This window comes from Bradyrhizobium sp. USDA 223, assembly GCF_044909005.1.
GTDB lineage: Bacteria > Pseudomonadota > Alphaproteobacteria > Rhizobiales > Xanthobacteraceae > Bradyrhizobium > Bradyrhizobium yuanmingense.
In genome coordinates, this window is sequence record NZ_JBIYDR010000001.1 from 6,621,799 (window position 1) to 6,646,454 (window position 24,656).

Genomic DNA, 24,656 nt, shown 5'->3' on the forward strand with positions numbered 1-24,656 from the left:
CCACAGGTCCATCGTTTAATGATGGTCATAATACTCTGACGATCAGATCAGGCGCTGGATCGCCCGCTTGCGCCACACCAGATGGTAATAGCCCATCTGCAGAATCAACATGGCGCAGAATACGATGGGATAGGCAGCCCACACGCCGGTCAGGCCGACCGTGCGGCTGAGGATGATTGCAGCCGGCAGCTCGATTGCGGCGATCGCGAAGATCGACAGCAGCATCGGCGTCAATGCGACGCCGGCGCCGCGCATCGCGCCCGAGAACACGGTGGCGAGCCCGAACGGCACCGAGCTCCACAAGGCGATGTTGAGCAATCCCTTCGCCAGATCCAGCACGGCGCCGTCGGTGATGAAGATACCGAGCACCGCGCGTGGCGCGAGATAGATCAGCGCCACCAACCCGCCGGTCAGGACGATGTTGAACGCAAGGCCCATCCGCACGATGCCGTCGAGCCGGGCCCGGTCGTCGCCGCCGACGGCCTGGGCGCCGAGGATCGAGACCGCGATCGAAATCGACATCGCCGTGAACTGGGTGTAGCCCATCACCTGGTTGACGGCGCCATAGGCCGCGGTGGCATTCGAGCCGAAGCCGTTGACGAGGCCGAGCAGCACAAGCTCGGCGATCGCCATCACCACCATGCCGATCGCGCTCGGCAGGCCGATGCCGAGGACTTTGCCGAGCACGGCGCCGTTCAGCCGGAGGTGACGCAGCAGCGTCGCATCCGGCGCGAGCGTGTGCTTTCTCCGCAGCAGATAGGCAGCCAGCACGATCAGCGTCAGCGTGTTCGAGATCGCAGCCGCCCAGGCAGGACTGGTGATGCCGGCCACCGGCAATCCGAACGTGCCGCGGATCAGCATCGGCGTCAGGATCAGGCCGATCGCCGTCGACAAGGCCAGCGCCAGCAGCGGCGTCAGTCCATCGCCGACGCCGCGGATCATCGCCGTCATCAGCAGGAAGATGAAGCCGAGCGGCATCGTCAACAGCATGATACGCGCATAGGCGCTGGCTTCATCGAGAATGTCCGCGGGAGTGGCGAGCATGGCCATCAGGGGCCGGCTGAAGATCCCGCCAACGAGTGCAATCGCTATCGAGAGCAGCAGGCCGACGGCGAGTGTCGTGCCGACGATGATCTTGATCCGGCCATGCTCGCCGGCGCCGAAGGCCTGGCCGATCAGCACGGTGGCGCCGGTGCTGAGGCCCATGACGAAGGCGAACAGGAAGAACATCACGGGGAAGAACGCCGACACCGCGGCGAGCGCGCCGACGCCGACCATCTGGCCGAGATAGACGTTGCTGACGGTGCCGAACAGCGATTGCAGCGCGTTGCTCAGCATCAGGGGTGCGAGGAAGCGGAGGAATGTGGTCCAGAGTGGCTTTGCGGCAGACATGGAATTGGCCTTTCATCAGGGCGTGCGAAGCCGTTGCCGCGCAATGCGCGGCTCGGCCGTCGATGAGTTGTGAGAAGCGGCGCGCGGCTTAGGCGCGGTGGCTGTAAGCGAGCTGGACGATGTGGTCGCGGATGTCGGCCGGCCAATCGGCGATCAGCGAGGTGAAGCGTCGCCGGTCACCCGCGAACAGCGCGCGCGAGGCCTCCTCGAACTGCGGCAGGTCGCCGGCCATGGTCGACATGAAGTGGTAGGCCGCATCGCGCGCCTGCCGCTCGCGGTCCTTGTCGCCGCTGGCGCGCCTGGCCTCGTCGACGAGCTTGCGCAGCGCGACCGAAGCGCCGCCGGCCTGTGCGTTGAGCCACTCCCAGTGCCGCGGCAGCAAGGTCACCTCGCGCGCGACCACGCCGAGCTTCGGCCGGCCGCGCCCGCGCGGCTCTGCGGGTGCTTCGGCCGTCTCGGCTTGCGGCATGAGCGTTGCCAGCCGGGCCAGCACCTCGCGGTCGTCGCCGCGCAGGTCGAAATCGATCGACCGCCCGGTGCTATCGTCGAAGATGACAATTGGCTGGTCCAGCGGTTGCGTCGCCCGCTTGACGGCAAGCGCAACCTCGCCTGCCGTGCCGGAGGTCAGCCGGCGCTGGCCGGCGAAGGCTGTGTAGGTCCCTTGCATTGGAATCATTGCCATATTGATCGCGTTGCTGATTTAATACCCGGGTAAATTCCTCGCGTCAATATACCCGGGTGAAAATATCTGCGGCGACGGCTCGACATTGTGTTGCCGGGCTGGCACCAACGGCGCGGCCGATGACCACGACCAAGCCTTGAGGACCCCGCGATGCTGACCGTTCACCACCTCAACAATTCCCGCTCGCAGCGCGTGCTGTGGCTGCTCGAGGAGCTGGGCGTTTCCTACGAGATCGTGCGCTATCAGCGTCAGCCGGACATGCGCGCGCCGAAGGAGCTGCGCGCCATCCATCCGCTGGGCAAGTCGCCGGTCATCACCGACAACGGCAACACCATCGCCGAATCAGGCGCGATCATCGAATATCTCATCGCCACCTATGGCAACGGGCGGCTGATCCCGCCGCCGAACACGCCGGAGCGGCTGCGCTACACCTATTGGCTGCACTATGCGGAAGGATCCGCGATGCAGCCGCTGCTGCTCAAGCTGCTGTTCACGCTGATGCCGAAGCGTGCGCCGGCCTTGCTGCGCCCGCTGGTGCGCAAGGTCTGCAACCAGGCACTGACCGCGCTGGTCAATCCGCAGCTCAAGCAGCACATGGACTATTGGGAAGGCGAGCTCGCTAAGAGCGAGTGGTTCGCCGGCAGCGAGTTCAGTGCGGCCGACATCCAGATGAGCTTTCCGCTCGAAGCGGCGCAAGCCCGCGGCGGGCTCGAGCAGGGCCATCCCAGGGCGATGGCGTTCCTGGAGCGCATCCACGCCCGCCCTGCATATGTGCGCGCGCTGGAAAAGGGCGGGCCGTATCAGGTCGGGCGGTAAAGTTTCCACCCCGACATGCCGGGAGCACGTTACTGCCCCGCCGCCTCCGCCCCGCGCGTGCGCGGATCGGCTGCGCCCAGCGGTCCGTTCGGTGTCACCAGAATCGAGTTGGCAGATGTCTGCCCCATAGGCTCGACAACGAGGTGCCCCATCGCCTTCAGCTCGAGCAGCACGCCCTCGGGAAAGCCGCGCTCGACGCGCACTTCATCCGGCAGCCATTGGTGGTGCAGCCGCGGCGTTGCGACGGCGGCCGCAACATCCATCTTGTAGTCGAGCACGTTCACGATCACCTGCAGCACAGTCGAGATGATGCGGCTGCCGCCGGGCGAGCCCGTCACCAGCACCGGCTTGCCGTCCCTCAGCACGATGGTCGGCGACATCGACGACAGCGGCCGCTTGCCGGGTCCGGGCAGATTCGCCTCGAAGCCGACGAGGCCATAGGCGTTGGACGCACCGACCGCCGCGGTGAAATCGTCGAGCTCGTTGTTGAGCAGCACACCGGTGCCGTCGGCGACGAGGCCGACGCCGTAGCTGAAGTTCAGCGTGTAGGTGTTGCTGACGGCGTTGCCGCGGGCGTCGACGACGGAAAAATGCGTGGTGTTGCTGCCCTCACGCGGCGCGGCAGAAGCAGACACGAGCTCCTTCGAGGGCGTGGCGCGTTCGGAGGAAATGTTCGCGCGCAGCTTCGCGGCATAGTCCTTCGCAATGAGGGTCTCGATCGGCGCGTTGACGAAGGCGGGATCGCCGAGATAGCGGGCGCGGTCGGCATAAGCGCGCTTCATGGCTTCGATCAAGAGATGCAGCGACGCCGCCGATCCCTGCTTCAGATCTGCCAGAGGGAAGCCCTCGAGGATGTTGAGCGTCTCCATCAGCACGACGCCGCCGGATGAGGGTAGCGGCATCGACACGATGTCATAGCCGCGGTAGCTGCCACGCACCGGCGCGCGGATGACCGGCTGATAGGCCTTGAGGTCGGCCGGCGTCATGATGCCGCCGGCATCGGTCACGGCCTTGGTGAGTTTCTCGGCGACCGGCCCCTCATAGAATCCCCGCGGCCCCTGTGCAGCGACGGCCGCCAGCGTTTCGGCGAGATCGCCCTGCACCAGCCGATCGCCTTCGCCCAGCGGCGTGCCATCCGGACGCGAGAAGATCCTGGCCGAAGAAGGCCAGCGTGCCAGCCGCCGGTGCCAGCTCGGCAACGTATCGGCCATGTCGTCGCTGACGATGAAGCCATCGCGTGCGAGCGCAATCGAGGGTGCCAGCAGTTGCGCCAGCGTGAACTGACCCGAGCCGTATTTCTCGAGCGCGAGCGCGAGGCCGGCAACGGTGCCGGGCACGCCGATGCCGAGCGCGGAGTCCCGTGACTTCGTCGCGTCGGGCTTGCCGTCGGCGCCGAGGAAGATCTGCGGCGTGGTGGCGGCCGGCGCGGTTTCGCGATAGTCGATCGTGATGTCTTCATTGCGATCGGCGGAATGGATCACCATGAAGCCGCCGCCGCCGATATTGCCGGCACGCGGATAGGTCACGGCCATCGCAAAGCCGGTCGCGACCGCAGCGTCGATAGCATTGCCGCCGCGCCGCAGGATGTCGGCGCCGATCTGCGCGGAGATCTTCTCCTGCGCCACCACCATGCCGTGCTCGGCGGCGACGGCGCGCACCGCCTCGCGTGCGGGCGGAACATAGCCCTGCCGTGCATCCTGAGCGGTTGCAGGCGCGAGACCGAGCACCAGGGCAGCAATGGCGGCTAAAAATCTCCGCCGTGTCGAATATGACGACATCATCGAATTCCTGCCGTGGCGTTGAACCGGTTCACACCCGTCACCGTAATGCTATACCGTTTGCTCTAAGAGAGGCAAAACTGTTCGTGATGGGTACTGCGTGATGACGACAATCGCCCCGGATGCGCGCATGGCCGGCGTGGCGCGGACCTATCCGCCGCGCGCCGCCGTCGTGAGTTGGATCTTCTTCGATTGGGCCGCGCAGCCATATTTCACGCTGATCACGACCTTCGTGTTCGCGCCCTATTTCGCGACGGCCATTGCGCCAAATCCCGCCGCCGGTCAATCCTTGTGGGGCTTTGCGATGGCGGCCGCGGGCCTCGCGATCGCGCTGTTGTCGCCGGTGCTCGGCGCCATCGCCGACGCTTCGGGCCGCAGGAAACCGTGGATCGCAGGTTTCGGTACGGTGCTGGTGCTGGCGTCCTGCACGCTCTGGATCGGCAAGCCCGGCGATCATGCCGTCATTCCGCTGGTGCTCACCGCAGTTGCGCTCGCCAGCGTTGGTGCGGAATTTGCCACGCTCTTCAACAACGCGATGATGCCGACCCTGGTGCCGCCGGAGCGGATCGGCCGTCTCTCCGGCACCGGCTGGGCCACGGGCTACATTGGCGGCATCGTCAGCCTGATCATCGTGCTCGGCCTGCTCGCCGCCAATCCCGAGACCGGCCGCACGCTGCTCGGCGTCACGCCGCTCTTCGGTCTCGATCCCCTCACACGTCAGGGCGATCGTGCCGCGGGGCCGCTGACCGCGCTGTGGTTCATCATCTTCGTGACGCCGATGTTCCTGTTCACGCCGGATTATCCGGCGAAGCGCCCGCTGGGCGAGGCGTTGCGCGAGGGCCTCTCGGAGCTGAAGCAGTCGATCAAGAGTCTGCCGAGGCAGAAATCGCTCGCGGCATTCCTGCTCGCCAACATGATCTACACCGATGGTCTGGTGTCGCTGTTCGCCTTCGGCGGCATCTATGCCGCGGGCACCTTCGGCTGGCACACGATCCAGATCGGGACGTTCGGCATCATGCTCGCGATCGCCGGCGCGCTCGGCGCCTGGCTCGGCGGCAAGCTGGATGATCGTCTCGGGCCGAAGCGCGTCATCGCCGGCAGCCTGCTGGTCCTGCTGCTGTCGGTGGCCGCGATTCTTCTGGTCGACAAGGACAGCGTCCTGTTCGTCAAGACCGCGCCGCCGCAAGCGGGCGCTGCTCTGTTCTCGAGCGCGGCCGAGCGCGCCTATCTGGTGCTGGGCTGCCTGATCGGTGCCGCCGGCGGCCCGCTCCAGGCCGCTTCCCGCACGCTGCTGATCCATCTCGCACCGAAGGATCGCATCGCGCAATATTTCGGCCTGTTCGCGCTGACGGGAAAGGTGACGTCCTTCATCGGCCCCGCTCCTGATCGGCCTGGTCACCGCGGTGACCGCCAGCCAGAAGGCCGGCATGGCCGTGCTCGTCGTGTTCTTCGTCGCGGGATTGGGCCTGTTGATGCGGGTGCGGGATTAGCTGCACCACGCAACTCTATCCTCGTCATTGCGTGGAGCACTTGCGACGAAGCAATCCAGACCTTCCTTGCGGAGAGAGACTGGATTGCTTCGCTTCGCTCGCAATGACGAATCGATGGTCTCAATGCCTGAAGTGCCGCGTTCCCGTGAACACCATGGCGATGCCGTGCTCGTCCGCGGCCTTGATCACCTCGTCGTCGCGCATGGAGCCGCCGGGCTGCACCACGGCGGTGGCGCCGGCTTCGATGCAGGCGAGCATGCCGTCGGCGAACGGGAAGAATGCATCCGAGGCCACCACCGAACCCTTGGTGAGCGGTTCGGCGAGCTTCAGCTCGGCCGCCGCATCCTGCGCCTTGCGTGCGGCGATCCGCGCTGAATCCACCCGGCTCATCTGACCCGCGCCGATACCGACGGTGGCGAGATCCTTGGCGTAGATGATGGTGTTGGACTTGACGTGTTTTGCCACCCGGAACGCAAACTTCAGATCACGCATCTCCGCATCCGTCGGCGCGCGCTTGGTGACGACCTTGAACGTCATGTCGTCGACCACGGCGTTGTCGCGGCTTTGCACCAGCAGGCCGCCGGCCACCGTCTTGGCGGTCAGGCCCGGCGCACGCGGATCGGGCAGGCTGCCGGCGAGCAGCAGGCGCAGGTTCTTCTTGCCGCCGATGATGGCGATCGCCTCCTCGCTGGCGTCGGGCGCGATGATGACCTCGGTGAAGATCTTGGTGATCTCGCGCGCGGTGTCGGCATCGAGGGCGCGGTTCATCGCGATGATGCCGCCGAACGCGGACGTTGAATCGCAGGCCAGCGCCCTGCGATAGGCCTCGACGAGGTTCGGCCCTTCGGCGACGCCGCAGGGATTGGCATGCTTGACGATGACGCAGGCCGCGGTGCGCTTGGCGTCGAACTCGCCGATGCATTCATAGGCGGCATCGGTGTCGTTGATGTTGTTGTAGGAGAGCTCCTTGCCCTGGAGCTGCCGCGCGGTGGAGACGCCGGGGCGCTTGTCCGGTGTCGCATAGAACGCGGCGGTCTGATGCGGGTTCTCGCCGTAGCGCAGCGACTGGATCAGCCTGCCGCCGAAAGCGCGGAAGTCGGGCGCGTCGACCTCGAGCTGACGGTTGAACCAGTTCGAGATCGCGGCGTCATAGGCCGCAGTGCGGGCATAGGCCTTCGCGGCAAGCCGCCGGCGAAGCTTCAGCGTGGTCGCGCCCTTGTTGGCGGCAAGCTCGTCGAGCACGGCCTGATAGTCCTGCGCCTCGACCACCACGGCGACGTCGTCGTGATTCTTGGCGGCGGCGCGGATCATCGCGGGGCCGCCGATGTCGATGTTCTCGATGCAATCCTCGAAGCCCGCGCCTTTGTCGACGGTCGCCTCGAACGGATAGAGATTGACGACGAGGAGGTCGATCGGCGCGATGCCATGCGCCTTCATCGCCTCCGCATGCTCCTTGTTGTCGCGGATCGCGAGCAGGCCGCCATGCACCTTCGGATGCAGCGTCTTGACGCGGCCGTCCATCATCTCGGGGAAGCCGGTGAGGTCGGAGACGTCCTTCACCTTAAGGCCGGCCGCGGCGATCGCTTTCGCGGTGCCGCCGGTCGAAACCAGCTCGACATCGTGCGCGGCGAGCGCCTTGGCGAACTCGATCAGGCTGGTCTTGTCGGAGACGGAGAGAAGGGCGCGGGTGACGCGGCGGGGATGGTCAGTCATGAGCAAGATCCTCTGTTCAGGGAGTGTCTATGCCCAGGCGCGCGGCTTATATGTCCCGCGCTTCCCGATGGTGCTCCATCCAAGGTCGCCAGTCGCGCGAGCGAGCGCTCGATAGCAGCTTTTGGCGTCGCTCTCAACGGGTAGATAGGGCCGGATCGCGCCTGTTTACAACGGAAGTTCCGGCTCGCGCCGGGCGTTGCGGCGGGCATTGGTCACCGCGGGCGAGGCGGTGGAGCGGACAAAGCTCCAGCGGATCGAGGGGGCCTGGCGGGCGTTCTGACGGATCACGATCTGGGCGGTGCGGCGCGGGCCGTCATTGCCGGCCAGGAATACGCTGTCCTCGAGATCGACCTTGTCGTCCAATGCCTCGAAGGTCCAGACGTCGCGGTTCGGCAGCACCAGCATGACGCCGCGCGCATCCGACAGCCGGCTCGCCTTCACCGCCGGATGCAGATGGAAGCGCAGCGCGAAATCGGCATCGGCGCCCTTGAAGCGTCCGCCCTGCGGCGGCGACAGCGCGTCCTCGCCGTCGATGCGCGCGCCGTCATTGGCGATCATCAGCACGCGGCGGTGGATCGCGCCGAACTTGGCGAGATAGCCGTCATGCGAGGTCGTGAGCAGCGTGCCGTTCTGCACGACCTCGCGATAACTCTCGACCTCGACCGGGCCGCTGGTGACGGGCGCGCCGTGCAGGAGCCGCTTCATCGCCGACATCTCGACGAACTGGCATGACGACGTCTCGTGATAGGTCAGGGTCGAATGCGCCGCCGTGCTGCGTGCGAACGGCCGCCAATTGTCCCGGCCGGTGGTCGGCATGCCGCAATTGGTGACGATGCGGCTGATGCCGGACGACAATTCGAACGAGAGGCAGCCGGCATGGGCGTCGTGGCTGACGCCGGCCGGCGGCGGCGGGCCGGTGTCGATGATCACAGTGGTCTGGCCGGCATCGAGGCGCTGAAAGCCGGTATGCGGCATGTTCGCCATCGGCACGCCGTGGGTGTCGTCATAGGCGAGCAGCGTGGCGAGCAGGTCGGACGAGGTCGCGCTCATGCCGTTGAACAGGGCGAAATTGCCGTCGCCGTGCCGGAAGAAGCGCAGCATCGGCATCATGCGGTCGATCGCATTGAGCAGCGCCGGCGGCGGCGCGATATTGCGCGCGGCAAAAGTCTGCCGCAGCGGCAAGAGGTCGATCAGGAGCTCGATCAGCGCCCCCGGATTGCGCGAGATGTGGCCGCCATCGGGCAGGATCTGCCGCTGCAATTCGTCGGACAGCTTCTTGGAGGCGGTGCGGATGTGACGCGTCTGGTTGGCGAGGCACAGGGACGCATAGCACAGCGCGATCAGCACCTGCAGCTTCGGCACCCCGTCCGGAATGTCGACCATGGTATAGCGCAGGAAGCGGATCTCGCGCGCCAGCGCCCGCAAGTAACGGCGGTAGAACTTGTTGTCGGTCTCGCTCAGCACCAGCGGCGCCTGCGACAGCAGCGAGATCACGCGCCGCGCCAGCACGTCGGCACGGCGCGCGACGGGGCGGCGCTTGTTGGCGGGATTCGAGATCCAGTCCTCGATCAGCGCGCGCGCATTCGCCCGCGTCAGCGCCGTATCGGCGGCGCGCAAGTGCCGCAGCCAGCCGAAGCCGAGCAGCGCAACCTCCCAATCCTCCGACGGCGGCTCGAGGTCGAAGATCGAGCGGCCGTGGCAATTGACGATCTTGCCGGCGAAGACGAAGCGACCGGCATAGATCTCGGCAGCGCGAGTCGCATCCGCGGTCCGCAGGTCATGCGGCGCGATGATCAGCCGGTCGGTACGGCCGGGCCAGACTCGCGACAGCACAACGGAACCGCCGCTCGCGCGCGCGAGCATGTTCCGCGCGAAGCGGTTCATGACCAGCGTCGAGATACGTCTGCGTTGAGCGACCGACACGCCTTGCCTTGATGGGGGAGAGGATCAGTGACGAATCCTTATTAATCCCAAAATCGGACGCCTGACACCACCTTGAACGGCGCGAATCAGGGTCGTGGTCGCAAAATCCAGTGCAAAATCAGGATTTAACGAGTCGGGCCGCGAAAAATCCGTCGAGCCCGCCGAGCCTGGGATCGGCGTTCGGCAGATGGCAGGGCAGGGTGCGCAGGTCGCCGTCCCGGTTGAGGATTTCGTCGAGGCCCGCAACCTCCGATGCCACGATCGGAGCGCGGCGAAGTGCGGGCTCGGCGGCGAGCAGTGCCGCCACCGCCTGCTCGCCCTCCTCGGGTTCCAGCGAACAGGTGCAATAGACCAGCGTCCCGCCCGGCTTGAGCAGCGACACCGACTTGCGCAGCAGCCGCTGCTGGAGCGCGGCCAGGGTAGCGATGTCGGAGTCCTGCCGCAGCCATGCGACGTCGGGATGACGGCGGATCGTGCCGGTGGAGGTGCAGGGCGCATCGATCAGAACACCGTCGAACGCCTCGGCCGGGCCGGTCCATTCGACGGCGTCAGCGACGACGGTCTCGGCCTGCAGCGACAGCCGCGCCAGGTTTTCGCGCAAACGCGCCACACGCGCGGGCGAGCGGTCGATTGCCGTGACCTGCGCGCCTGAGAGCGCCAGCTGCGCGGTCTTGCCGCCGGGGGCGGCGCAGAGATCGGCAATGGACTTGCCTTTGACATCGCCGAACAGCCGGGCGGGCAACGCGGCGGCGGCGTCCTGCACCCACCATTGTCCTTCGGCGAAGCCGGGCAGCATGGTCACCGAACCGTGCAGCAGCATCCGCACCGTTCCGGTCGGCAACGTCTCGCCATGCAGGCGGCTCGCCCATTGGGCGGGATCCGATTTCACCGTGAGATCGAGCGAGGGCTCGTGGCCGAGCGCCGATGCCATGTCGCGTGCGGTCGCCTCGCCATAATGCGCGCTCCAGCGCGCGAGCAGCCATGGCGGCAGATCCAGCGATTGTGTCGCGACCTCCTCCACCAGCGCCTTGCCCTCGCGCGCACAGCGGCGCAGCACGGCGTTGACGAGCCCGGCATAGCGCGCGGCGCGGCGGTCGGATTGCACGAGCCGGACGGAGAGATCGACCGCGGCGTGATCCGGCACGTCCATCCAGAGGATCTGGGCGGCGCCGATCAAAAGTGCACTCTGCGCGCGTGGCGCGTCGGAGGGAACGCCCTTGTCGAGCAGGCGGGACAGCACATGGCCGAGAGTGCCGAGCCGGCGCAGCACGGTGGCGACCAGGCGCCGCATCAGCGCGCGGTCGCGATCCGCCAGCGTCTTCAGTCCGGGGTGGGCACCGGCGCCGTCAAGCTGGTCGTCGAGCGTGCGGTGCTTGTGCAGCACGCCGTCGACGATGTCGGCGGCTATCCGTCGCGCCGCAAGGCCGGGCACTTCGGACGGAGGGACGAAACGTTGAGATGGCATGCGGAAGCAAGGTTCTGAACGAGCGGCAGTTCCGCCGCAATGGGCGCATGCCTTGAGAAGTCGATCTCTGACACGCGAATATGCCAAATGTAAGAATCGCTTGCGGGTTTTTCAGCGCTCCGGGCCGATTTCAGGAATGCGTTATTGGGCATCGCGTTGTGCCCGGTCCTGCGCTAGAAAGCGCGGCGATGAGTAACCCCGTTCCCGATCGCAAGCCGCTGTCGCCGGCCGCCCAGCGTGCGCTGGCCGAGGCCGAGGCGCGCCGGCAGGCTGCGGCCGCCAGGGCCAACGATGAGGCCAAGAACGAGACCAAGGCGAAGGAGCTGCAGGGTCCAAAGGGGCCCGAGCCCACCCGCTACGGCGATTGGGAGCGCAAGGGCATCGCTTCCGACTTCTGAGGCGCTTATTTAACCTCTCCCGCTTGCGGGAGAAGTCGCGCCGCAGGCGCGGGTGAGGGCTTTCTTCTCTAAGGGATTATCCCATTGCGGATACACCCTCTCCCCAGCCCTCTCCCGCAAGCGGGAGAGGGAGCGAAGCTCCTTCGCGGCCGCATCAGACCGAATCTCGTCTTGCCTTGGCTCGCTACAGGTAATTGTGCTCTCGCAAGTAGCGGATGATGCGTTCGCAGGCCGCCTCGCTCGACAGCTCCGAGGTGTCGATGGTGATGTCGGGCGCCAGCGGCGCTTCGTAGGGGGCATCGATGCCGGTGAATGCCGGTAGCTGGCCCGACCTAGCCTTGCGATAGAGACCCTTGGGATCGCGGCGCTCGCATTCGGCAAGCGGCGTCGCGACATGGATCTCGATGAACTCGCCCGCTTCGAGCCGCTGGCGCGCCAGCTCGCGCTCGCTGCGGAACGGCGAGATCAGCGCCACCAGCGCGATCAAGCCGGCCTCGACGAACAGCCCCGCGATCTCCGCGACGCGCCGGACGTTCTCCGTTCTCTCCGCGTTGGAAAAGCCGAGGTCGCGGTTGATGCCGTGACGAAGATTGTCGCCGTCGATCAACGCGGCATGGCGCCCAAGCTCGGCGAGCCGGCTGTCGACGAGATTGGCGATGGTCGATTTGCCGGCGCCGCTCAGCCCCGTGAACCAGAGCACGCAGGGCCGTTGCTGCTTCAGCCGAGCCCGCACGGATTTGTCGACCGCAAGCCGCTGCCAATGAACGTTGGTGGCGCGGCGGAGCGACATGTCGATCATTCCCGCCGCGGCAGTGCGATGGCTGATCGGGTCGATCAGGATGAAACTGCCCATCTCGCGGTTGTCGCGATAGGCCTCGAACACCAGCGGGCGGTCGAGATCGAGATGGACATAGCCGATCTCATTGACGTCGAGCGTGGCGGCGCTTTCCCGCGCCATGGTGTCGATGGCGATCCGGTGCTTGAGCTCCGTGATCACCGCGCCGGTCGAGGCGGTGCCGCACCGGAGCAGATAGCGCCGGCCGGCGACCATGGCCTCGCCATCGAACCAGACGAGATGGGCCGCGAGCTGATCCGACACCGGCGCTGCAGATCCGGCGGTGAGCACGTCGCCGCGGCTGACGTCGATCTCATCGGCGAGCGTGAGGGTGATGGACTCGCCCGACCTTGCGTGATTGCGCTCGCCGGCGGGCGTGAGAATGCGCGCGATGCGGGTCTGGTGTCCCGATGGTTGCGCGCGAACGGCATCGCCCACCGCGATCGTTCCGCTCGTGATCCGTCCGCAGAAGCCGCGAAAATCCGCATGCGGCCGGCTCACCCATTGCACCGGCAGCCGGAACGGCTGCTGCGAGGCGTCGCCGGCGACGTCCACGGATTCCAGATAGGCCGTAATGGTCGGCCCCTCGTACCAGGGCATGCGCGTGCTCGCAGCGACGATGTTGTCGCCGTCGGGCGCAACGACCGGGATGCACTGGACCTGGGAGATCCCGAGCTGGCCGGCCAGAGTCAGGTATTCGGCGGTGATGGAAGCGAAGCGATCGCCGTCAAATCCGATCAGGTCCATCTTGTTCACGGCGAGCACGACGTGGCGGATGCCGAGCAGCGACAGGATGTGGCTGTGACGCCGCGTCTGCGTGATCACGCCCTTGCGCGCGTCGACCAGCACCACGGCGAGATCGGCATTGGAAGCACCGGTCGCCATATTGCGCGTATATTGCGCATGTCCCGGCGTGTCGGCGACGATGAAGCGGCGCAGCTTCGTGGCGAAGAAGCGGTAGGCCACGTCGATGGTGATGCCCTGCTCGCGCTCGGCCTGCAACCCGTCGACCAGCAGCGCGAAGTCGAGGTCGCCGCCGGTGGTGCCGGCGGTCTTGCTCTCCGAGGCGAGCGCGTCGAGCTGGTCGTCGAGCAGCGTCTTCGAATCGTAGAGCAGCCGACCGACCAGCGTGCTCTTGCCGTCGTCGACGCTGCCGCAGGTGACGAAACGCAGCGTCGGGCGATCCTCCTGGTCGAGCCGCGGCGCATCGGTGGCGGCAATGGTCGGTGCCTCGTGATAGGACATCAGAAATAACCTTCCGCCTTCTTGCGCTCCATCGATGCGGGACTGTCCCGGTCGATCATGCGTCCCTGTCGTTCGGAGGTACGCGACGCCATCATCTCCTGCACGATCTCGGGCAGGGTTGCCGCCGTCGAGCTCGTTGCGCCGGTGAGGGGATAGCAGCCGAGGGTGCGAAACCTGACGGAGCGCCATTGCGGTTCTTCGCCAGGCTGCAGCGGCATCCGGTCGTCGTCCACCATGATCAGCGCACCGTCGCGCTCGACCACCGGGCGCGACGCTGCGAGATAGAGCGGAACGATCGGGATGTCCTCGAGCAGGATGTAGTCCCACACGTCGATCTCGGTCCAGTTCGACAGCGGAAACACCCGCATGCTCTCACCGGGCGCGAGCCTCGTGTTGTACAGGCCCCACAGCTCCGGCCGCTGGTTCTTCGGATCCCAGCGATGCGCGGCGCTGCGGTGCGAGAACACGCGCTCCTTGGCGCGCGACTTCTCCTCGTCGCGCCGCGCGCCTCCGATCGCGGCGTCGAAGCCGTGGAAGTCCAGCGCCTGTCGCAGCGCTTGCGTCTTCATGACGTCGGTGTAGCGGGCCGAGCCGTGGGTGAAGGGGTCGACGCCCTGGCTCAATCCGTCAGTGTTGGTATGGACGATCAGGTCGAGCCCGAGCTCGCGCGCGCGTCGGTCCCGAAACGCGATCATCTCGCGAAACTTCCAGGTCGTATCGACATGCAGCAGCGGAAACGGCGGCCTGCCGGGATCAAAGGCCTTCATCGCCAGATGCAGCAGCACCGACGAGTCCTTCCCGATCGAATACAGCATGACCGGCTTGCGGAACTCGGCCGCCGTCTCTCGCAGAATGTGGATGCTTTCCGCCTCCAGCCGGCGGAGGTGGCTGGCGACGTGACGCTGCTTGCCGCCAGCACCTTCATGGAGTGCGGAATCGGCTCCGGTGGGAATGTCCAGCATGACGATCACGCAGCCGCAGCAAACCAGTCGCCGAACAGACGTTGCGACAGTGCCGCATTCAGGCCGAGATCGCGAACGCAGGCGGCGACCGCGGCGCGATACGCATCATTGACCCCGCAGCGCTCCAGAGCCTCGCGTTGCGCTTCGCTCAGAGAGGCCGTCGCACGCCGCTGGTAGCGATAGGCACTGTCGGAGGTGTGCAGATTGGGCACCTTGTAGATCGTCGCTTCGCTCGGGAAGATGACGCGCGCATTGTTCGCGTGCGAGTCTCCCGGCTCACGCCAGGACGTCACGGCATTCTCGTTGAAGCTGCCCGAAAGGCCGATCCGTTCGAACAGGACACGAACCGAGGACACGGCCTCCTTGCTCACCTCATAAACGTAGTGAGTGACGGCAACGCCCTGTCGCTGGGCGTAGCTTGCGACTTGAGCCGCGTTGAGCGCGGCGACGACATAGTGCCGCAACAATACATCTGCAGGCGCGCGCGAGATCAGCTTGTCGAGCCACGATGCCAGTGAACTCGCCGGCTCACGGTCGAGCATGATGAGATGCAGCCGGTGCCGCGGATAGCCCGCCTCGATCAGCAGCTTGAGCGGATTGAACAGGCTCTCGGCGAGCACGTAGGGCCCGATCGTTTCCTTGCTGAAGATGTGCGGCTCGTCGTCTGCCGACGGCACGGCCCACGGCGCCGGCCTCTTGCCGACGAGCGCATCGCGCAGCATGGCCTTCAAAGGCTGATAATAGGAAGGCATCCCGGTCATGCCGAACAGATTGCTCAGGGCCGTCGATCCGACGCGCGCCTTGCCGCATGCAAAATAGAGCATGGGAAAGTCTTGCGGCGAGCGATGCCGGAAGCCGTCCGCCAGGCACTCCGTCACCTCGCGCATCAGCGTTTCGAGCGCGACGGTCCTGGTTTGGAACCCCTCCACCGGCGGAAGCAGCGTGGTGTCGAGAGAACTATCTTGCTGACGAACGAGTTCGGCGATTCGCTCGAGCGAATCGGGGGACGACGCATCGATATTCATGGCGGGGACTCGCTGAACAGGTTCCGCAAGCGAGTTGCTTACGGCTCAATATTCAACCTATTGTTGATTATGACCCCGGTCAAACCCGGGCAATCCCGGGGGCTTCATGAATGTCCGGCGAGCACGGCAATCGTGCTCGCCGCTTCGTTGCGCATTACGCGGCGCGCACGGTGCTGAGGAACTTCTCGACCTCCGTCTTCAGGAGGCTGCTTTCGCTCGACAGTGAACGCGCCGACGCCAACACTTGTCCCGACGCCGCGCCGGTCGCGCTCGCGCCATGGCTGACCTGGGCGATCTTGTCCGCGACTTCGACCGTTCCCTTGGCGGCTTCGCTGACGTTTCGCGCAATCTCGGCCGTCGCTGCGCCCTGCTGTTCGATCGTCGCGGCAATGGTCGTCGAAATATCGGAGATGCGGCCGATGGTCGTTCCGATTTCCTTGATCGCTCCGACGGAGTCCTGCGTTGCCGATTGCATGCCGGCGATCTGCGCGCTGATTTCCTCGGTCGCTCGCGCGGTTTGCGCCGCGAGCGCCTTGACCTCGCTCGCCACGACCGCAAAGCCGCGGCCGGACTCGCCGGCGCGGGCCGCCTCGATCGTTGCGTTTAGCGCCAGGAGGTTGGTCTGTTCGGCGATCGCCGTGATCAATTTGACGACGTCGCCGATGCGGCCCGCCGCCTTGAGCAGCTCGTTGATCCGGGCATCGGTGCGCTCGGCCTGCTTGACCGCATCGCCGGCGATACGGCTGGAATCGTGCACCTGACGGCCGATCTCGACGACCGACGTGCTCATTTCCTCGGCCGCGGACGCCACGGCCCCGACATTGGTCGAGGCTTCCTCCGAGGCGGCGGCGACCATTCCGGAGAGCTGCTGGGTCTGTTCGGCCGTACCCGACAACGTGCCGGCAGCGGATTCGAGCTCCTGGGATGCAGCCGACACCGAGTCGATGATGCCGCCGACCGCAGTTTCGAACGCGTTGGCAAGCCGCGTCATCTCCTGCTTGCGCTGAGCGGCCGCAGCGGCTTGATGGTTCTTCTGCTCGGCTTCCATCTGCTCGATGCGGATCAGATTGTCCTTGAAGGCCTGTGCCGCGCGGGCGTTATCGCCGACCTCGTCGCCACGGCGGGTGTAGGGAATTTCGATCGCCTTGTTGCCTCCGGCGAGCTGCAGGAGCACATCGCCAATGCGACGGATCGGACGGGCGACGTTCAAGACGGAAAAGACTGCGGAGCCGACCAACGTCAGGACGACGAATAGGCCGACGATCAAAGCGAAATTGGCGACGCGGTCCAGCTCGGCCAGCATCTCGCCCTTGCGGCGCGCGGCGAATTCGTTGGCGACGCCGACGAGATCGTCGATGCGCTTGCTGACTTCCTGTGCTGCCGGACGCATATGCTCTGCGAGAATGCTTGCCCTTGCCGACTCTGCTGCAAGCTTGGCGCCACCCGCGGGGGCGGCGATGACCGCCTTTTGCGCCGCGGCGAGCTCGACGCCGCTGGCCAGATACGCATCGACGAATTTCTTGGTCTCGCGGTAAGCGTCCTGTGTGACCTTGCGGGTCGCCCGCTCTCTCGCGGCATCGATTTCGGTGCCGGCCTCGCCGGCCCGGGTACGGAGAAGCTCAAGGAGCCTGTCCACCTCTCCGGCTGACGGTGCCGAGCCGAGTTCGAGAGCGGCGAGCTGCGCGCGTGCCATCGCCGTCTGAGCCGCCTGCGCATTGCCCTTGTTGAGATAGTTGATCGTGACGAGGCGATTGGATTCGGCAATGGAGCGGTTGCCGAGCATCTGATTGGTCAGCATGCCGCCGACCAGCACGACGCTCACGCCTGTCACGATGCCGAGCTTTGTTCCAATGCGAAACCTGAATGACCTCACGGCGATCTCCCCTCGGTTTGTCGTATAACAGCTATTCGCAACCAATGATTGAGAATTGGAAAATATTCGCGAATCCCCAGTAGAACTACGGCTGACTTCTGAGAGACGGAACTTTCGTGCATGGCCTCCGGGCGCATTCGGCTTCGTTCATGGACGCGCTCATGCTTGTGAGTTCCCCCGACTCAGTCATAGCGTGAGCTGATGCGTTTCCAGGATCGCCCCAATTCCTATCGGCCGCAGTTCAGCGGCTCGCCGTTCGGCCGCCGCTTCTCCGGCCTATTGCCCTGGATGTTCGTAGTGGGCATCGGGCTGGCCGTCGTGCTCACATTCCGCCATGGAACGCACTGGCTTGTTCCCGATACCGATCGCACTGGAGATGCCGAGATCGTTCTTCAGCAGACCGGCCACGCGGATGTGCGGCCCGTCGAATTCATCCGCGCCATCGATGGCGACACTTTTCTCGCCCGTGTTCGTCTGCACGAGGGACGCGATCCCGTGGTCCGCATTCGGCTGCGCGGCATCGATGCGCCCGAATTGAAAGCATCCTGCCAGGAGGAGCTGGACAAGGCCGAAGCTGCGGCCCGTGCCTTGCGCGATCTGCTCGGCCAGGGCGGCGTGACCATTACCAATCTCGCTCCCGACAAATACGGCCGAGTCCTCGCCGACGTCGCGACCCGGCGGACTGCGAACGTTTCGGCGGCACTGCTCGCCGGCGGCTTCGTGCGCAGCTACAATGGCGGCCATCGCGACGGCTGGTGCGCGCGCGGCTGGCGGTTCTGGCAATAAAAAGGCCGCGTCGAAGACGCGGCCTTTCATTTCATCTCGGCTGATTCAGGCGATCAGCGCGTCACGACCACCGTCGTGCCGACGGAGACGCGGCCGTAGAGATCGGTGATGTCGTCGTTGAGCATGCGGATGCAGCCATAGGAGACGAAGCCGCCGATCGAGCCCGGCACGTTGGTGCCGTGGATCGCATATTCGCCGCCGGCGAGCGTCATCGCCGCAACGCCCATCGGGTTGCGCGGCGAGCCGCCCGGAATGACGTCGGGGATACCAGGCTTGTCGCGCTTCACCTCGGCGGGCGGCGCCCAGGCCGGATTGAGATATTTGCCGTCGATCTTCGTGGTGCCGGCCCACTGCTTGCCGGCTTTGCCGACGCCGACCGGATAGCGCACGGCCTGGCCGTTCCCGAGGATGAGATAAAGCCGCCGCTCGCTGGTTTTGACCACGATGGTGCCCGGCGAATAGTCGGCCAGGTGCGCCCCCACCATTTCCGGCCGCGCCTGCGCCGCCGTCGACGTCAAGGCCCCAGCCGCGATGGTGGCGGCCAGCGCCACCGCAATCCTCATCGACATCGATGCTTCCCCTTGCCCAAATCGGATCGTCCAAAATGACGCAGAACCGGCAATCGTCGCCGCACCAAGCCCTCGTCGATGCTCATTCTTAACGGCGCCCGTTAACCCAATGGTTTCCGCGCGCGGCTGCCGAGGGCAGGCCAGCAGGGGGAACAAAGGAAATGTTCGAAATAAAGTAAATGACCAGAAAACAACACTCGGCGGGAAAGATGCAGGCGCGCTGCCGCGCCCGCTGACAACAGCGTGAGGGTGTGAATGGCCGTTGGTTGAGAGGGAGACGCGCTCTCGTGTCCCGGACAAGCGCAGCGAGGCGGAGCGCCGATCCGGGACCCAGTTCTTTCTTTCGGTCGATCGCTGGGCCCCGGCTCAGCAGCGCACCGCTGAAGGAGCGCTGCGCTGCGTCCGGGGCACGAACTCGCCTTACGCCGACTTCTTGTTCTGCCGGTTCTTGACGAGATCATCGACAACGGCGGGATCGGCGAGCGTCGAGGTGTCGCCGAGGCTGCCCGGCTCGTCCTCGGCGATCTTGCGCAGGATGCGGCGCATGATCTTGCCGGAGCGGGTCTTGGGCAGGCCCGGGGCGAACTGGATCTGGTCGGGCGAGGCGATCGGGCCGATCTCCTTGCGCACCCAGGTCACGAGCTCCTTGCGCAGCTCGTCGCTCGGCTGCACGCCGGCCATCAGGGTGACATAGGCGTAGATGCCCTGACCCTTGATGTCGTGCGGGAAGCCGACGACGGCGGCTTCCGACACCTTCTCATGCGCGACCAGCGCGCTCTCGACTTCGGCGGTGCCCATGCGGTGGCCGGAGACGTTGATGACGTCGTCGACGCGGCCGGTGATCCAGTAATAGCCGTCGGCGTCGCGGCGGCAGCCGTCGCCGGTGAAGTACTTGCCCTTATAGGTCGAGAAATAGGTCTGCTCGAAGCGGGCATGGTCGCCGTAGACCGTGCGCATCTGGCCCGGCCACGAGCGCGTCAGGCAGAGATTGCCTGATGTCTCGCCTTCCAGCACCTTGCCGTCGGCATCGACGATCTCAGGCACCACGCCGAAGAACGGTTGCGTCGCCGAGCCGGGCTTCAGCTTGGTCGCGCCCGGCAGCGGCGTGATCAGAATGCCGCCGGTCTCGGTCTGCCACCACGTGTCGACGATCGGGCAGCGGTCGTCGCCGACGACGCGGTGATACCACTCCCAGGCTTCGGGATTGATGGGCTCGCCGACCGAGCCGAGCAGACGGAGCGAGGCGCGCGAGGTCTTCTTCACCGGTTCGTCGCCGGACTGCATCAGCGCGCGGATCGCGGTCGGCGCGGTGTAGAAGATGTTGACCTTGTGCTTGTCGATGACGTTCCAGAACCGCGAATTATCCGGATAATTGGGCACGCCCTCGAACATCAGCGTGGTCGCGCCGTTGGCGAGCGGCCCATAGAGGATGTAGCTGTGGCCGGTGACCCAGCCGACGTCGGCGGTGCACCAGTAGATGTCGCCGTCGTGATAGTCGAAGACGTATTGATGCGTCATCGAGGCGAACACGAGATAGCCGCCGGAGGTGTGCAGCACGCCCTTGGGCTGGCCGGTCGAGCCCGACGTGTAGAGGATGAACAGCGGGTCCTCGGCGTGCATGTGCTCGACCGGGCATTCCGTGGTCACCATCGCCGCCGCCTCGTGGTACCAGAGATCGCGCGTCGGGTTCATGTCGACCTTGGCGCCGGTGCGCTTGACCACGACGACCCAGTCGACGCCGTCGGCCTTGCTGAGCGCCGCATCGACATTGGCCTTCAGCGGCACCTTCTTGCCGCCGCGCAGGCCCTCGTCCGCGGTGATGATCACCTTGGATTGGCAGTCGTTGATGCGTTGGGCGAGGCTGTCAGGCGAGAAGCCCGCGAATACCACGGAGTGGATGGCGCCGATCCGCGCGCAGGCCAGCATCGCGTAAGCAGCTTCCGGGATCATCGGCAGGTAGATGGTGACGCGGTCGCCCTTCCCGACGTTGCGGGTGCGCAGGATGTTGGCCATCCGGCAGACCTCGTCATGCAGCTCCTTGTAGGTGATGTGCTTGGACTGCGAGGGATCGTCGCCTTCCCAGATGATCGCGGTCTGGTTGGCGCGCGCAGGCAGATGCCGGTCGATGCAGTTGTAGGCGACGTTGAGCACGCCGTCCTCGAACCATTTGATCGAGATGTTGCCCGGCGCGAACGAGACGTTCTCGATTTTAGTCGGCGCCTTCATCCAGTCGATGCGCTTGGCCTGCTCCGCCCAGAAACCGTTCGGGTCCGAGATCGAACGGGCGTACATCTCCTTGTACTTGGCCTGGTCGACCCAGGCGCGCTTCGCCCACTCCGCGGGGATATCGTAGATCTTCTCGGACATGCTTCCCTCCACATGCGGCAAGCTCAGGCAATGCCGGCAGCATCATTCGATGGATTATGCGTCGGGCTAACCGGGCCCGACAAGGAGCACAAGCTGGACCTTCGACGGGCAGCCGGCCATGCGGAGGATCAAGGTCTGGGCGGGTCGCGTCGCAAATCTGAAACAGGGCGACGGGCGCCTTCCGGCTCTTTACCCAAACCGCCAGCAGGGACGCTGCAGACCCCCCATGCGCCGAGGAGAGGTATTTAGCAACCTCTTCTCACTGATTCGGGACTCGCAATCGTGTTCGGAACACCCTAAATGGCCAACCCGGGTCCAAAGAGACCCCTCGGAACAAAAATCACAACAGCGGCATTGATCGACAACAGGACAGGGCTAAGGCGTAAGACCATGATGGATCAGCAGAATCTCGGGACGATACGGCCCGCTTCAGCCGATCCTGCAGCCATTGCCCTGGCCAAGGCCCTCGGACAATGGCCGAAACCGGGCGGTTTCAGGCGCCCGAGCCCCAAGAAGACCTATGACACGGCGCCTGCGGCGACGGTCGAGGCCCTCGCCAAGGAGCTCGGCTTGCGGCTCGGCGACCAAAACGAGCTGACCATCCGTCGTATCAGGCGCGGCAAGGGCTATTCCTTCGTCCGTCCCAACGGCGCGCATATCCGCGACGCCCGCACCATCCGGCGGCTGCACGCCATGGCGGTGCCGCCGGCCTATCGCGAGGTGCGCTACTCCGCCGATCCGAACTCGCACCTTCAGGCGGTGGGCCGCGATGCCGCGGGCCGGCTGCAATACCGCTATCACGCCGACTGGGAGAAGGTCCGCGAGCAGCGCAAGGCGCATCGCCTGGCAAAGCTCGTCGGCGCGCTGCCGAAAATTCGGCGCAAGGTCTCGGCGTTCCTGTCAGGGGACGAGCCGACGCGCGAGTTCGCGCTCTCGGCCGTGATCGAGCTGATCGCGCGCACCGCAATCCGCCCCGGCAATGAATCTTACGCCCGCCTCAACGGCACCCGCGGCGCGACCACGCTGCTGAAGTCAAACGTCACGCTGGAAGACGATTGCTTCGTGCTGACCTTCAAGGCCAAGGGTGGCAAGGCGGTGCGCAAAGAGTGCGACGCCGCCAAGCTGGTGCGCGCCATTGGCATTTTGCAGAGCGTTCCCGGCAAGCGCATGTTCCAGTATCGCGATGCCTCCGGCATCGTGCGCGCGGTCAACACCACCCAGGTGAACGCGTTTCTGCGCGAGATTGCCGGCATCAAGATCTCGCTGAAAGATTTCCGCACGCTGATGGCGTCCGCCGTCGTGGTGGAATCGCTGTCGCGGATCACGCCGGCGAGCAGCCAGCGCGGCCGCAAGAAGCAGGTGCTGGATGCGATCCGCGCCGCCGCCGACCAGCTCTCCAACACGCCGGCGATCTGCCGCAAGAGCTACGTCCACGACACCATCGTCACCGCCTTCGAGGATGGCATCCTCGAGCGCTTCGCCGCGACCATGACGGGTCAGCGCTCGCAGGCCAGGCGCGAGCAGTTGCTGGCGCAGGTGGTGGCAACCGCGGCGGTGTAACGAAGCGACGCTCTCGTAGGGTGGGCAAAACGAAGCGTGCCCACCATTTGCCCATGGTGACGGGTGGTGGGCACGGCGCGAAGAGCGCGCCGTTGCCCACCCTACGAGAGCTACTTCTTATCTGACACACCCGTGTCCGGACCGGGATCGCCGCCTGCGGCTGCGATCGTGAGCCGCTCAAGGTAGTGCGCCCAACCCGTTGCATGAGCGGCCGCCTGCGCTTCGTTCGGCAGGCCGCTATGGGTCATGCGCAGCAGCGTGCCGCCGTCCTGCTCGATCAGGTCGATCTCGATCAGGCTCGAGCCGGGCGGCACTTCCTGACCGCCCTCCCACCCGAACGTGTAGGCCAGACGATGCACCGGCACGACCTCGCGGAACGCGCCGCGGGCGGCGGCGCCGTCCGGGCTGACGCCCTTGAGCAGGTAGAGCCCGCCGGGATAAGGCTCCGTGGTTGCGTCGGAGCCCATCCAGCTCAGGATCTTTTCGGGGTCGGTGAGGTAGGCGAAGACAGTGGCGCGCGGGGCCGCGATCTGGGTCTCGCGTCGCACTATGAAGGGCTCGGGCATCGGCGATCATCCCTGGTCTGACGATGGGACATGGCGGTGGCCCTGCGCTCCGTCAAGGATTGCCCGTGGCAAAGACGACCCGGTTTCGCCATGATCGCCTGATGCAGCTCTCCCCGACCCTCGCCTGGCTCCTCGATGCGGCCTCGGATTGTCGCGGGGCCGACCACCTGCTCGCGGAGCTCGGCGCGCATCTGGTCGCCGACGGCGTGCCGCTCGCGGCAGGCGCCCTGACGCTGGAGGTGCCGCATCCGCTGATCGCGAAGCGGACCTGGCTGTGGCGTGCCGACAGCGGCCAGGTGATCGAAGCGCTCGGCTTCGCGCCGGGCGGCCTCGCGCCCGATCCACCCGACGACGCCGGCCGCCGCTGGCTGCGCGATATCGCGCGCGGCGAGGTGCATGAAGATGTCGCCGGACGGCCTGCTGGACCGCTGCTCGGCTGGATCGGACCGCGCCCATTCACGGCAGATGAGATCGAGCAATTGCGTCAGGCCGCGCGTTTCGCCGCAACGCCGCTGGCCGTGCTCGCCGCGCGCGCCACCTTGCGGGCAACGCTCGATGCATACCTCGGCACGCGCAGCGCGGAGCGGGTACTGGCGGCGCCTCTGCGCCGCGATCTCGGCGAGACCATCCAGGCCGCACTGCTCTATGCGGACCTGCGCAATTTCACGAGCCTGTCGGAGACCACCCCGCCGGCCGGTGTCATTGCGGCGCTCGATGCCTGGTTTGATCGCATCGCCGGCGCGGTTCACGCCTTCGGCGGCGAGGTGCTGAAATTCATCGGCGACGGCGTGCTCGCGATCTTTCCGGTGCTCGAGGCGTCACCGCGCCGCGCCTGCGATGCCGCGCTGCGCGCGGCAAGCGCAGCCGAAGCGGGCATGGCGTACCTCAACAAGGAGCGCCGCGCGCAAGGGCTGCCGCCTTTGTCGTTTGGCGCCGCGCTCCATCTCGGCGAGATGCTCTGGGGCAATATCGGCGCCGCCAACCGGCTCGACTTCACCGCGATCGGCCCCGCCGTCAATCTCGCCAGCCGTCTGGAGGGATTGTGCAAGCCGCTGGGCCGGACGGTGCTGGTGTCGGGCGCGCTCGCCGCCGAGACGGAGATGCCGCTGGTTGCGCTCGGGTCGCACTCGCTGCGCGGCATTGCCGCACCGTGCGAGGTGTTTGCGCTGGAGGAATCGCAAGCCCGGATATCGTAGCCCGGATGGAGCGAA

18 protein-coding genes, 1 pseudogene and 1 riboswitch are annotated in these 24,656 nt (G+C 66.0%); of the genes and pseudogenes, 6 read left to right on the plus strand and 13 right to left on the minus strand.

Annotated elements, in window-relative coordinates:
* Positions 1-42: 42 nt before the first annotated feature.
* Together ABIA40_RS30880 and ABIA40_RS30885 are read right to left on the minus strand one after the other, a co-directional pair.
* Entirely contained in the window at positions 43-1,392 is a 1,350-nt protein-coding gene (locus ABIA40_RS30880) for an MATE family efflux transporter (RefSeq protein WP_271543184.1), read from the minus strand.
* A gap of 88 nt (positions 1,393-1,480) precedes the next feature.
* A complete protein-coding gene (locus ABIA40_RS30885) occupies positions 1,481-2,074 on the minus strand; it encodes a DUF2239 family protein (protein WP_271543183.1) in 594 nt (197 codons plus the stop codon).
* A 150-nt stretch (positions 2,075-2,224) separates the two neighbouring features.
* Here ABIA40_RS30885 and ABIA40_RS30890 point away from each other — a divergent pair, with 150 nt between their 5' ends.
* Positions 2,225-2,890, plus strand: coding sequence for a glutathione S-transferase family protein (locus ABIA40_RS30890; RefSeq protein WP_271543182.1), 666 nt, complete (start codon positions 2,225-2,227; stop codon positions 2,888-2,890).
* A 29-nt stretch (positions 2,891-2,919) separates the two neighbouring features.
* On the opposite strand, the gene ggt is transcribed toward ABIA40_RS30890, so the two are convergent.
* Complete coding sequence (gene ggt / locus ABIA40_RS30895; protein WP_271543181.1) at positions 2,920-4,671, minus strand: gamma-glutamyltransferase; 1,752 nt, start codon at positions 4,669-4,671, stop codon at positions 2,920-2,922.
* Between the two features lie 100 nt (positions 4,672-4,771).
* Here ggt and ABIA40_RS30900 point away from each other — a divergent pair.
* Positions 4,772-6,158, plus strand: a pseudogene (locus tag ABIA40_RS30900) (MFS transporter).
* Positions 6,159-6,278: 120 nt separating this feature from the next.
* On the opposite strand, the gene purH reads toward ABIA40_RS30900, so the two are convergent.
* The 3 genes from purH to ABIA40_RS30915 form a co-directional block, all read right to left on the minus strand.
* On the minus strand, positions 6,279-7,871 hold the full coding sequence (gene purH, locus ABIA40_RS30905) for a bifunctional phosphoribosylaminoimidazolecarboxamide formyltransferase/IMP cyclohydrolase (protein ID WP_404545015.1): 1,593 nt from the start codon (positions 7,869-7,871) through the stop codon (positions 6,279-6,281).
* 24 nt (positions 7,872-7,895) lie between these two features.
* Positions 7,896-7,977, minus strand: a riboswitch (ZMP/ZTP riboswitch).
* 59 nt (positions 7,978-8,036) lie between these two features.
* Positions 8,037-9,755 (minus strand): heparinase II/III family protein, encoded by a 1,719-nt coding sequence (locus ABIA40_RS30910; RefSeq protein ID WP_271543179.1) that lies wholly within the window; start codon positions 9,753-9,755, stop codon positions 8,037-8,039.
* 157 nt (positions 9,756-9,912) lie between these two features.
* Entirely contained in the window at positions 9,913-11,259 is a 1,347-nt protein-coding gene (locus ABIA40_RS30915; protein WP_271543178.1) for an RsmB/NOP family class I SAM-dependent RNA methyltransferase, read from the minus strand.
* A gap of 188 nt (positions 11,260-11,447) precedes the next feature.
* Between ABIA40_RS30915 and ABIA40_RS30920 the strand changes: the two genes are divergently transcribed.
* A complete protein-coding gene (locus tag ABIA40_RS30920; RefSeq protein ID WP_271543177.1) occupies positions 11,448-11,657 on the plus strand; it encodes a DUF1674 domain-containing protein in 210 nt (69 codons plus the stop codon).
* Between the two features lie 184 nt (positions 11,658-11,841).
* Here the strand turns inward: ABIA40_RS30920 and cysN are convergent, their stop codons facing one another.
* The 4 genes from cysN to ABIA40_RS30940 all read right to left on the minus strand — a co-directional run bounded on the left by cysN (position 11,842) and on the right by ABIA40_RS30940 (position 17,597).
* Positions 11,842-13,737 (minus strand): sulfate adenylyltransferase subunit CysN, encoded by a 1,896-nt coding sequence (cysN, locus tag ABIA40_RS30925; RefSeq protein ID WP_404545018.1) that lies wholly within the window; start codon positions 13,735-13,737, stop codon positions 11,842-11,844.
* Positions 13,737-14,699, minus strand: coding sequence for a sulfate adenylyltransferase subunit CysD (gene cysD, locus ABIA40_RS30930; RefSeq protein WP_404545020.1), 963 nt, complete (start codon positions 14,697-14,699; stop codon positions 13,737-13,739). Before cysD ends, cysN begins: the two co-directional genes overlap by 1 nt.
* A gap of 5 nt (positions 14,700-14,704) precedes the next feature.
* Positions 14,705-15,724 (minus strand): sulfotransferase family protein, encoded by a 1,020-nt coding sequence (locus ABIA40_RS30935; protein ID WP_271543174.1) that lies wholly within the window; start codon positions 15,722-15,724, stop codon positions 14,705-14,707.
* 154 nt (positions 15,725-15,878) lie between these two features.
* Positions 15,879-17,597, minus strand: a complete 1,719-nt coding sequence (locus ABIA40_RS30940) for a methyl-accepting chemotaxis protein (protein ID WP_404545022.1) — start codon at positions 17,595-17,597, stop codon at positions 15,879-15,881.
* 201 nt (positions 17,598-17,798) lie between these two features.
* On the opposite strand from ABIA40_RS30940, the gene ABIA40_RS30945 reads away from it, so the two are divergent.
* Positions 17,799-18,383 (plus strand): thermonuclease family protein, encoded by a 585-nt coding sequence (locus tag ABIA40_RS30945; RefSeq protein ID WP_275513670.1) that lies wholly within the window; start codon positions 17,799-17,801, stop codon positions 18,381-18,383.
* 53 nt (positions 18,384-18,436) lie between these two features.
* On the opposite strand, the gene ABIA40_RS30950 is transcribed toward ABIA40_RS30945, so the two are convergent.
* A complete protein-coding gene (locus ABIA40_RS30950; protein ID WP_036024233.1) occupies positions 18,437-18,952 on the minus strand; it encodes a L,D-transpeptidase in 516 nt (171 codons plus the stop codon).
* 420 nt (positions 18,953-19,372) lie between these two features.
* Positions 19,373-21,319 carry an acetate--CoA ligase gene (gene acs, locus ABIA40_RS30955; RefSeq protein WP_157285120.1) on the minus strand — a complete coding sequence of 649 codons (1,947 nt, stop codon included), beginning with the start codon at positions 21,317-21,319 and terminating at the stop codon, positions 19,373-19,375.
* Positions 21,320-21,709: 390 nt separating this feature from the next.
* On the opposite strand from acs, the gene ABIA40_RS30960 reads away from it, so the two are divergent.
* A complete protein-coding gene (locus ABIA40_RS30960) occupies positions 21,710-22,879 on the plus strand; it encodes a DNA topoisomerase IB (protein WP_271543173.1) in 1,170 nt (389 codons plus the stop codon).
* Between the two features lie 110 nt (positions 22,880-22,989).
* Here the strand turns inward: ABIA40_RS30960 and ABIA40_RS30965 are convergent, their stop codons facing one another.
* Positions 22,990-23,445 carry an SRPBCC domain-containing protein gene (locus tag ABIA40_RS30965; protein ID WP_404545026.1) on the minus strand — a complete coding sequence of 152 codons (456 nt, stop codon included), beginning with the start codon at positions 23,443-23,445 and terminating at the stop codon, positions 22,990-22,992.
* A gap of 101 nt (positions 23,446-23,546) precedes the next feature.
* Between ABIA40_RS30965 and ABIA40_RS30970 the strand changes: the two genes are divergently transcribed.
* Positions 23,547-24,641 (plus strand): adenylate/guanylate cyclase domain-containing protein, encoded by a 1,095-nt coding sequence (locus ABIA40_RS30970; RefSeq protein ID WP_271543684.1) that lies wholly within the window; start codon positions 23,547-23,549, stop codon positions 24,639-24,641.
* Positions 24,642-24,656 lie beyond the last annotated feature (15 nt).

Bases quoted from the DNA above. Each gene is read 5' to 3' on its own strand.
- ABIA40_RS30880 (WP_271543184.1), bottom strand. From the start codon at position 1,392: ATGTCTGCCGCAAAGCCACTCTGGACCACATTCCTCCGCTTCCTCGCA.
- ABIA40_RS30885 (WP_271543183.1), bottom strand. From the start codon at position 2,074: ATGGCAATGATTCCAATGCAAGGGACCTACACAGCCTTCGCCGGCCAG.
- ABIA40_RS30890 (WP_271543182.1), top strand. From the start codon at position 2,225: ATGCTGACCGTTCACCACCTCAACAATTCCCGCTCGCAGCGCGTGCTG.
- ggt (WP_271543181.1), bottom strand. From the start codon at position 4,671: ATGATGTCGTCATATTCGACACGGCGGAGATTTTTAGCCGCCATTGCT.
- purH (WP_404545015.1), bottom strand. From the start codon at position 7,871: ATGACTGACCATCCCCGCCGCGTCACCCGCGCCCTTCTCTCCGTCTCC.
- ABIA40_RS30910 (WP_271543179.1), bottom strand. From the start codon at position 9,755: ATGAACCGCTTCGCGCGGAACATGCTCGCGCGCGCGAGCGGCGGTTCC.
- ABIA40_RS30915 (WP_271543178.1), bottom strand. From the start codon at position 11,259: ATGCCATCTCAACGTTTCGTCCCTCCGTCCGAAGTGCCCGGCCTTGCG.
- ABIA40_RS30920 (WP_271543177.1), top strand. From the start codon at position 11,448: ATGAGTAACCCCGTTCCCGATCGCAAGCCGCTGTCGCCGGCCGCCCAG.
- cysN (WP_404545018.1), bottom strand. From the start codon at position 13,737: ATGTCCTATCACGAGGCACCGACCATTGCCGCCACCGATGCGCCGCGG.
- cysD (WP_404545020.1), bottom strand. From the start codon at position 14,699: ATGCTGGACATTCCCACCGGAGCCGATTCCGCACTCCATGAAGGTGCT.
- ABIA40_RS30935 (WP_271543174.1), bottom strand. From the start codon at position 15,724: ATGAATATCGATGCGTCGTCCCCCGATTCGCTCGAGCGAATCGCCGAA.
- ABIA40_RS30945 (WP_275513670.1), top strand. From the start codon at position 17,799: ATGCGTTTCCAGGATCGCCCCAATTCCTATCGGCCGCAGTTCAGCGGC.
- ABIA40_RS30950 (WP_036024233.1), bottom strand. From the start codon at position 18,952: ATGTCGATGAGGATTGCGGTGGCGCTGGCCGCCACCATCGCGGCTGGG.
- acs (WP_157285120.1), bottom strand. From the start codon at position 21,319: ATGTCCGAGAAGATCTACGATATCCCCGCGGAGTGGGCGAAGCGCGCC.
- ABIA40_RS30960 (WP_271543173.1), top strand. From the start codon at position 21,710: ATGATGGATCAGCAGAATCTCGGGACGATACGGCCCGCTTCAGCCGAT.
- ABIA40_RS30965 (WP_404545026.1), bottom strand. From the start codon at position 23,445: ATGCCCGAGCCCTTCATAGTGCGACGCGAGACCCAGATCGCGGCCCCG.
- ABIA40_RS30970 (WP_271543684.1), top strand. From the start codon at position 23,547: ATGCAGCTCTCCCCGACCCTCGCCTGGCTCCTCGATGCGGCCTCGGAT.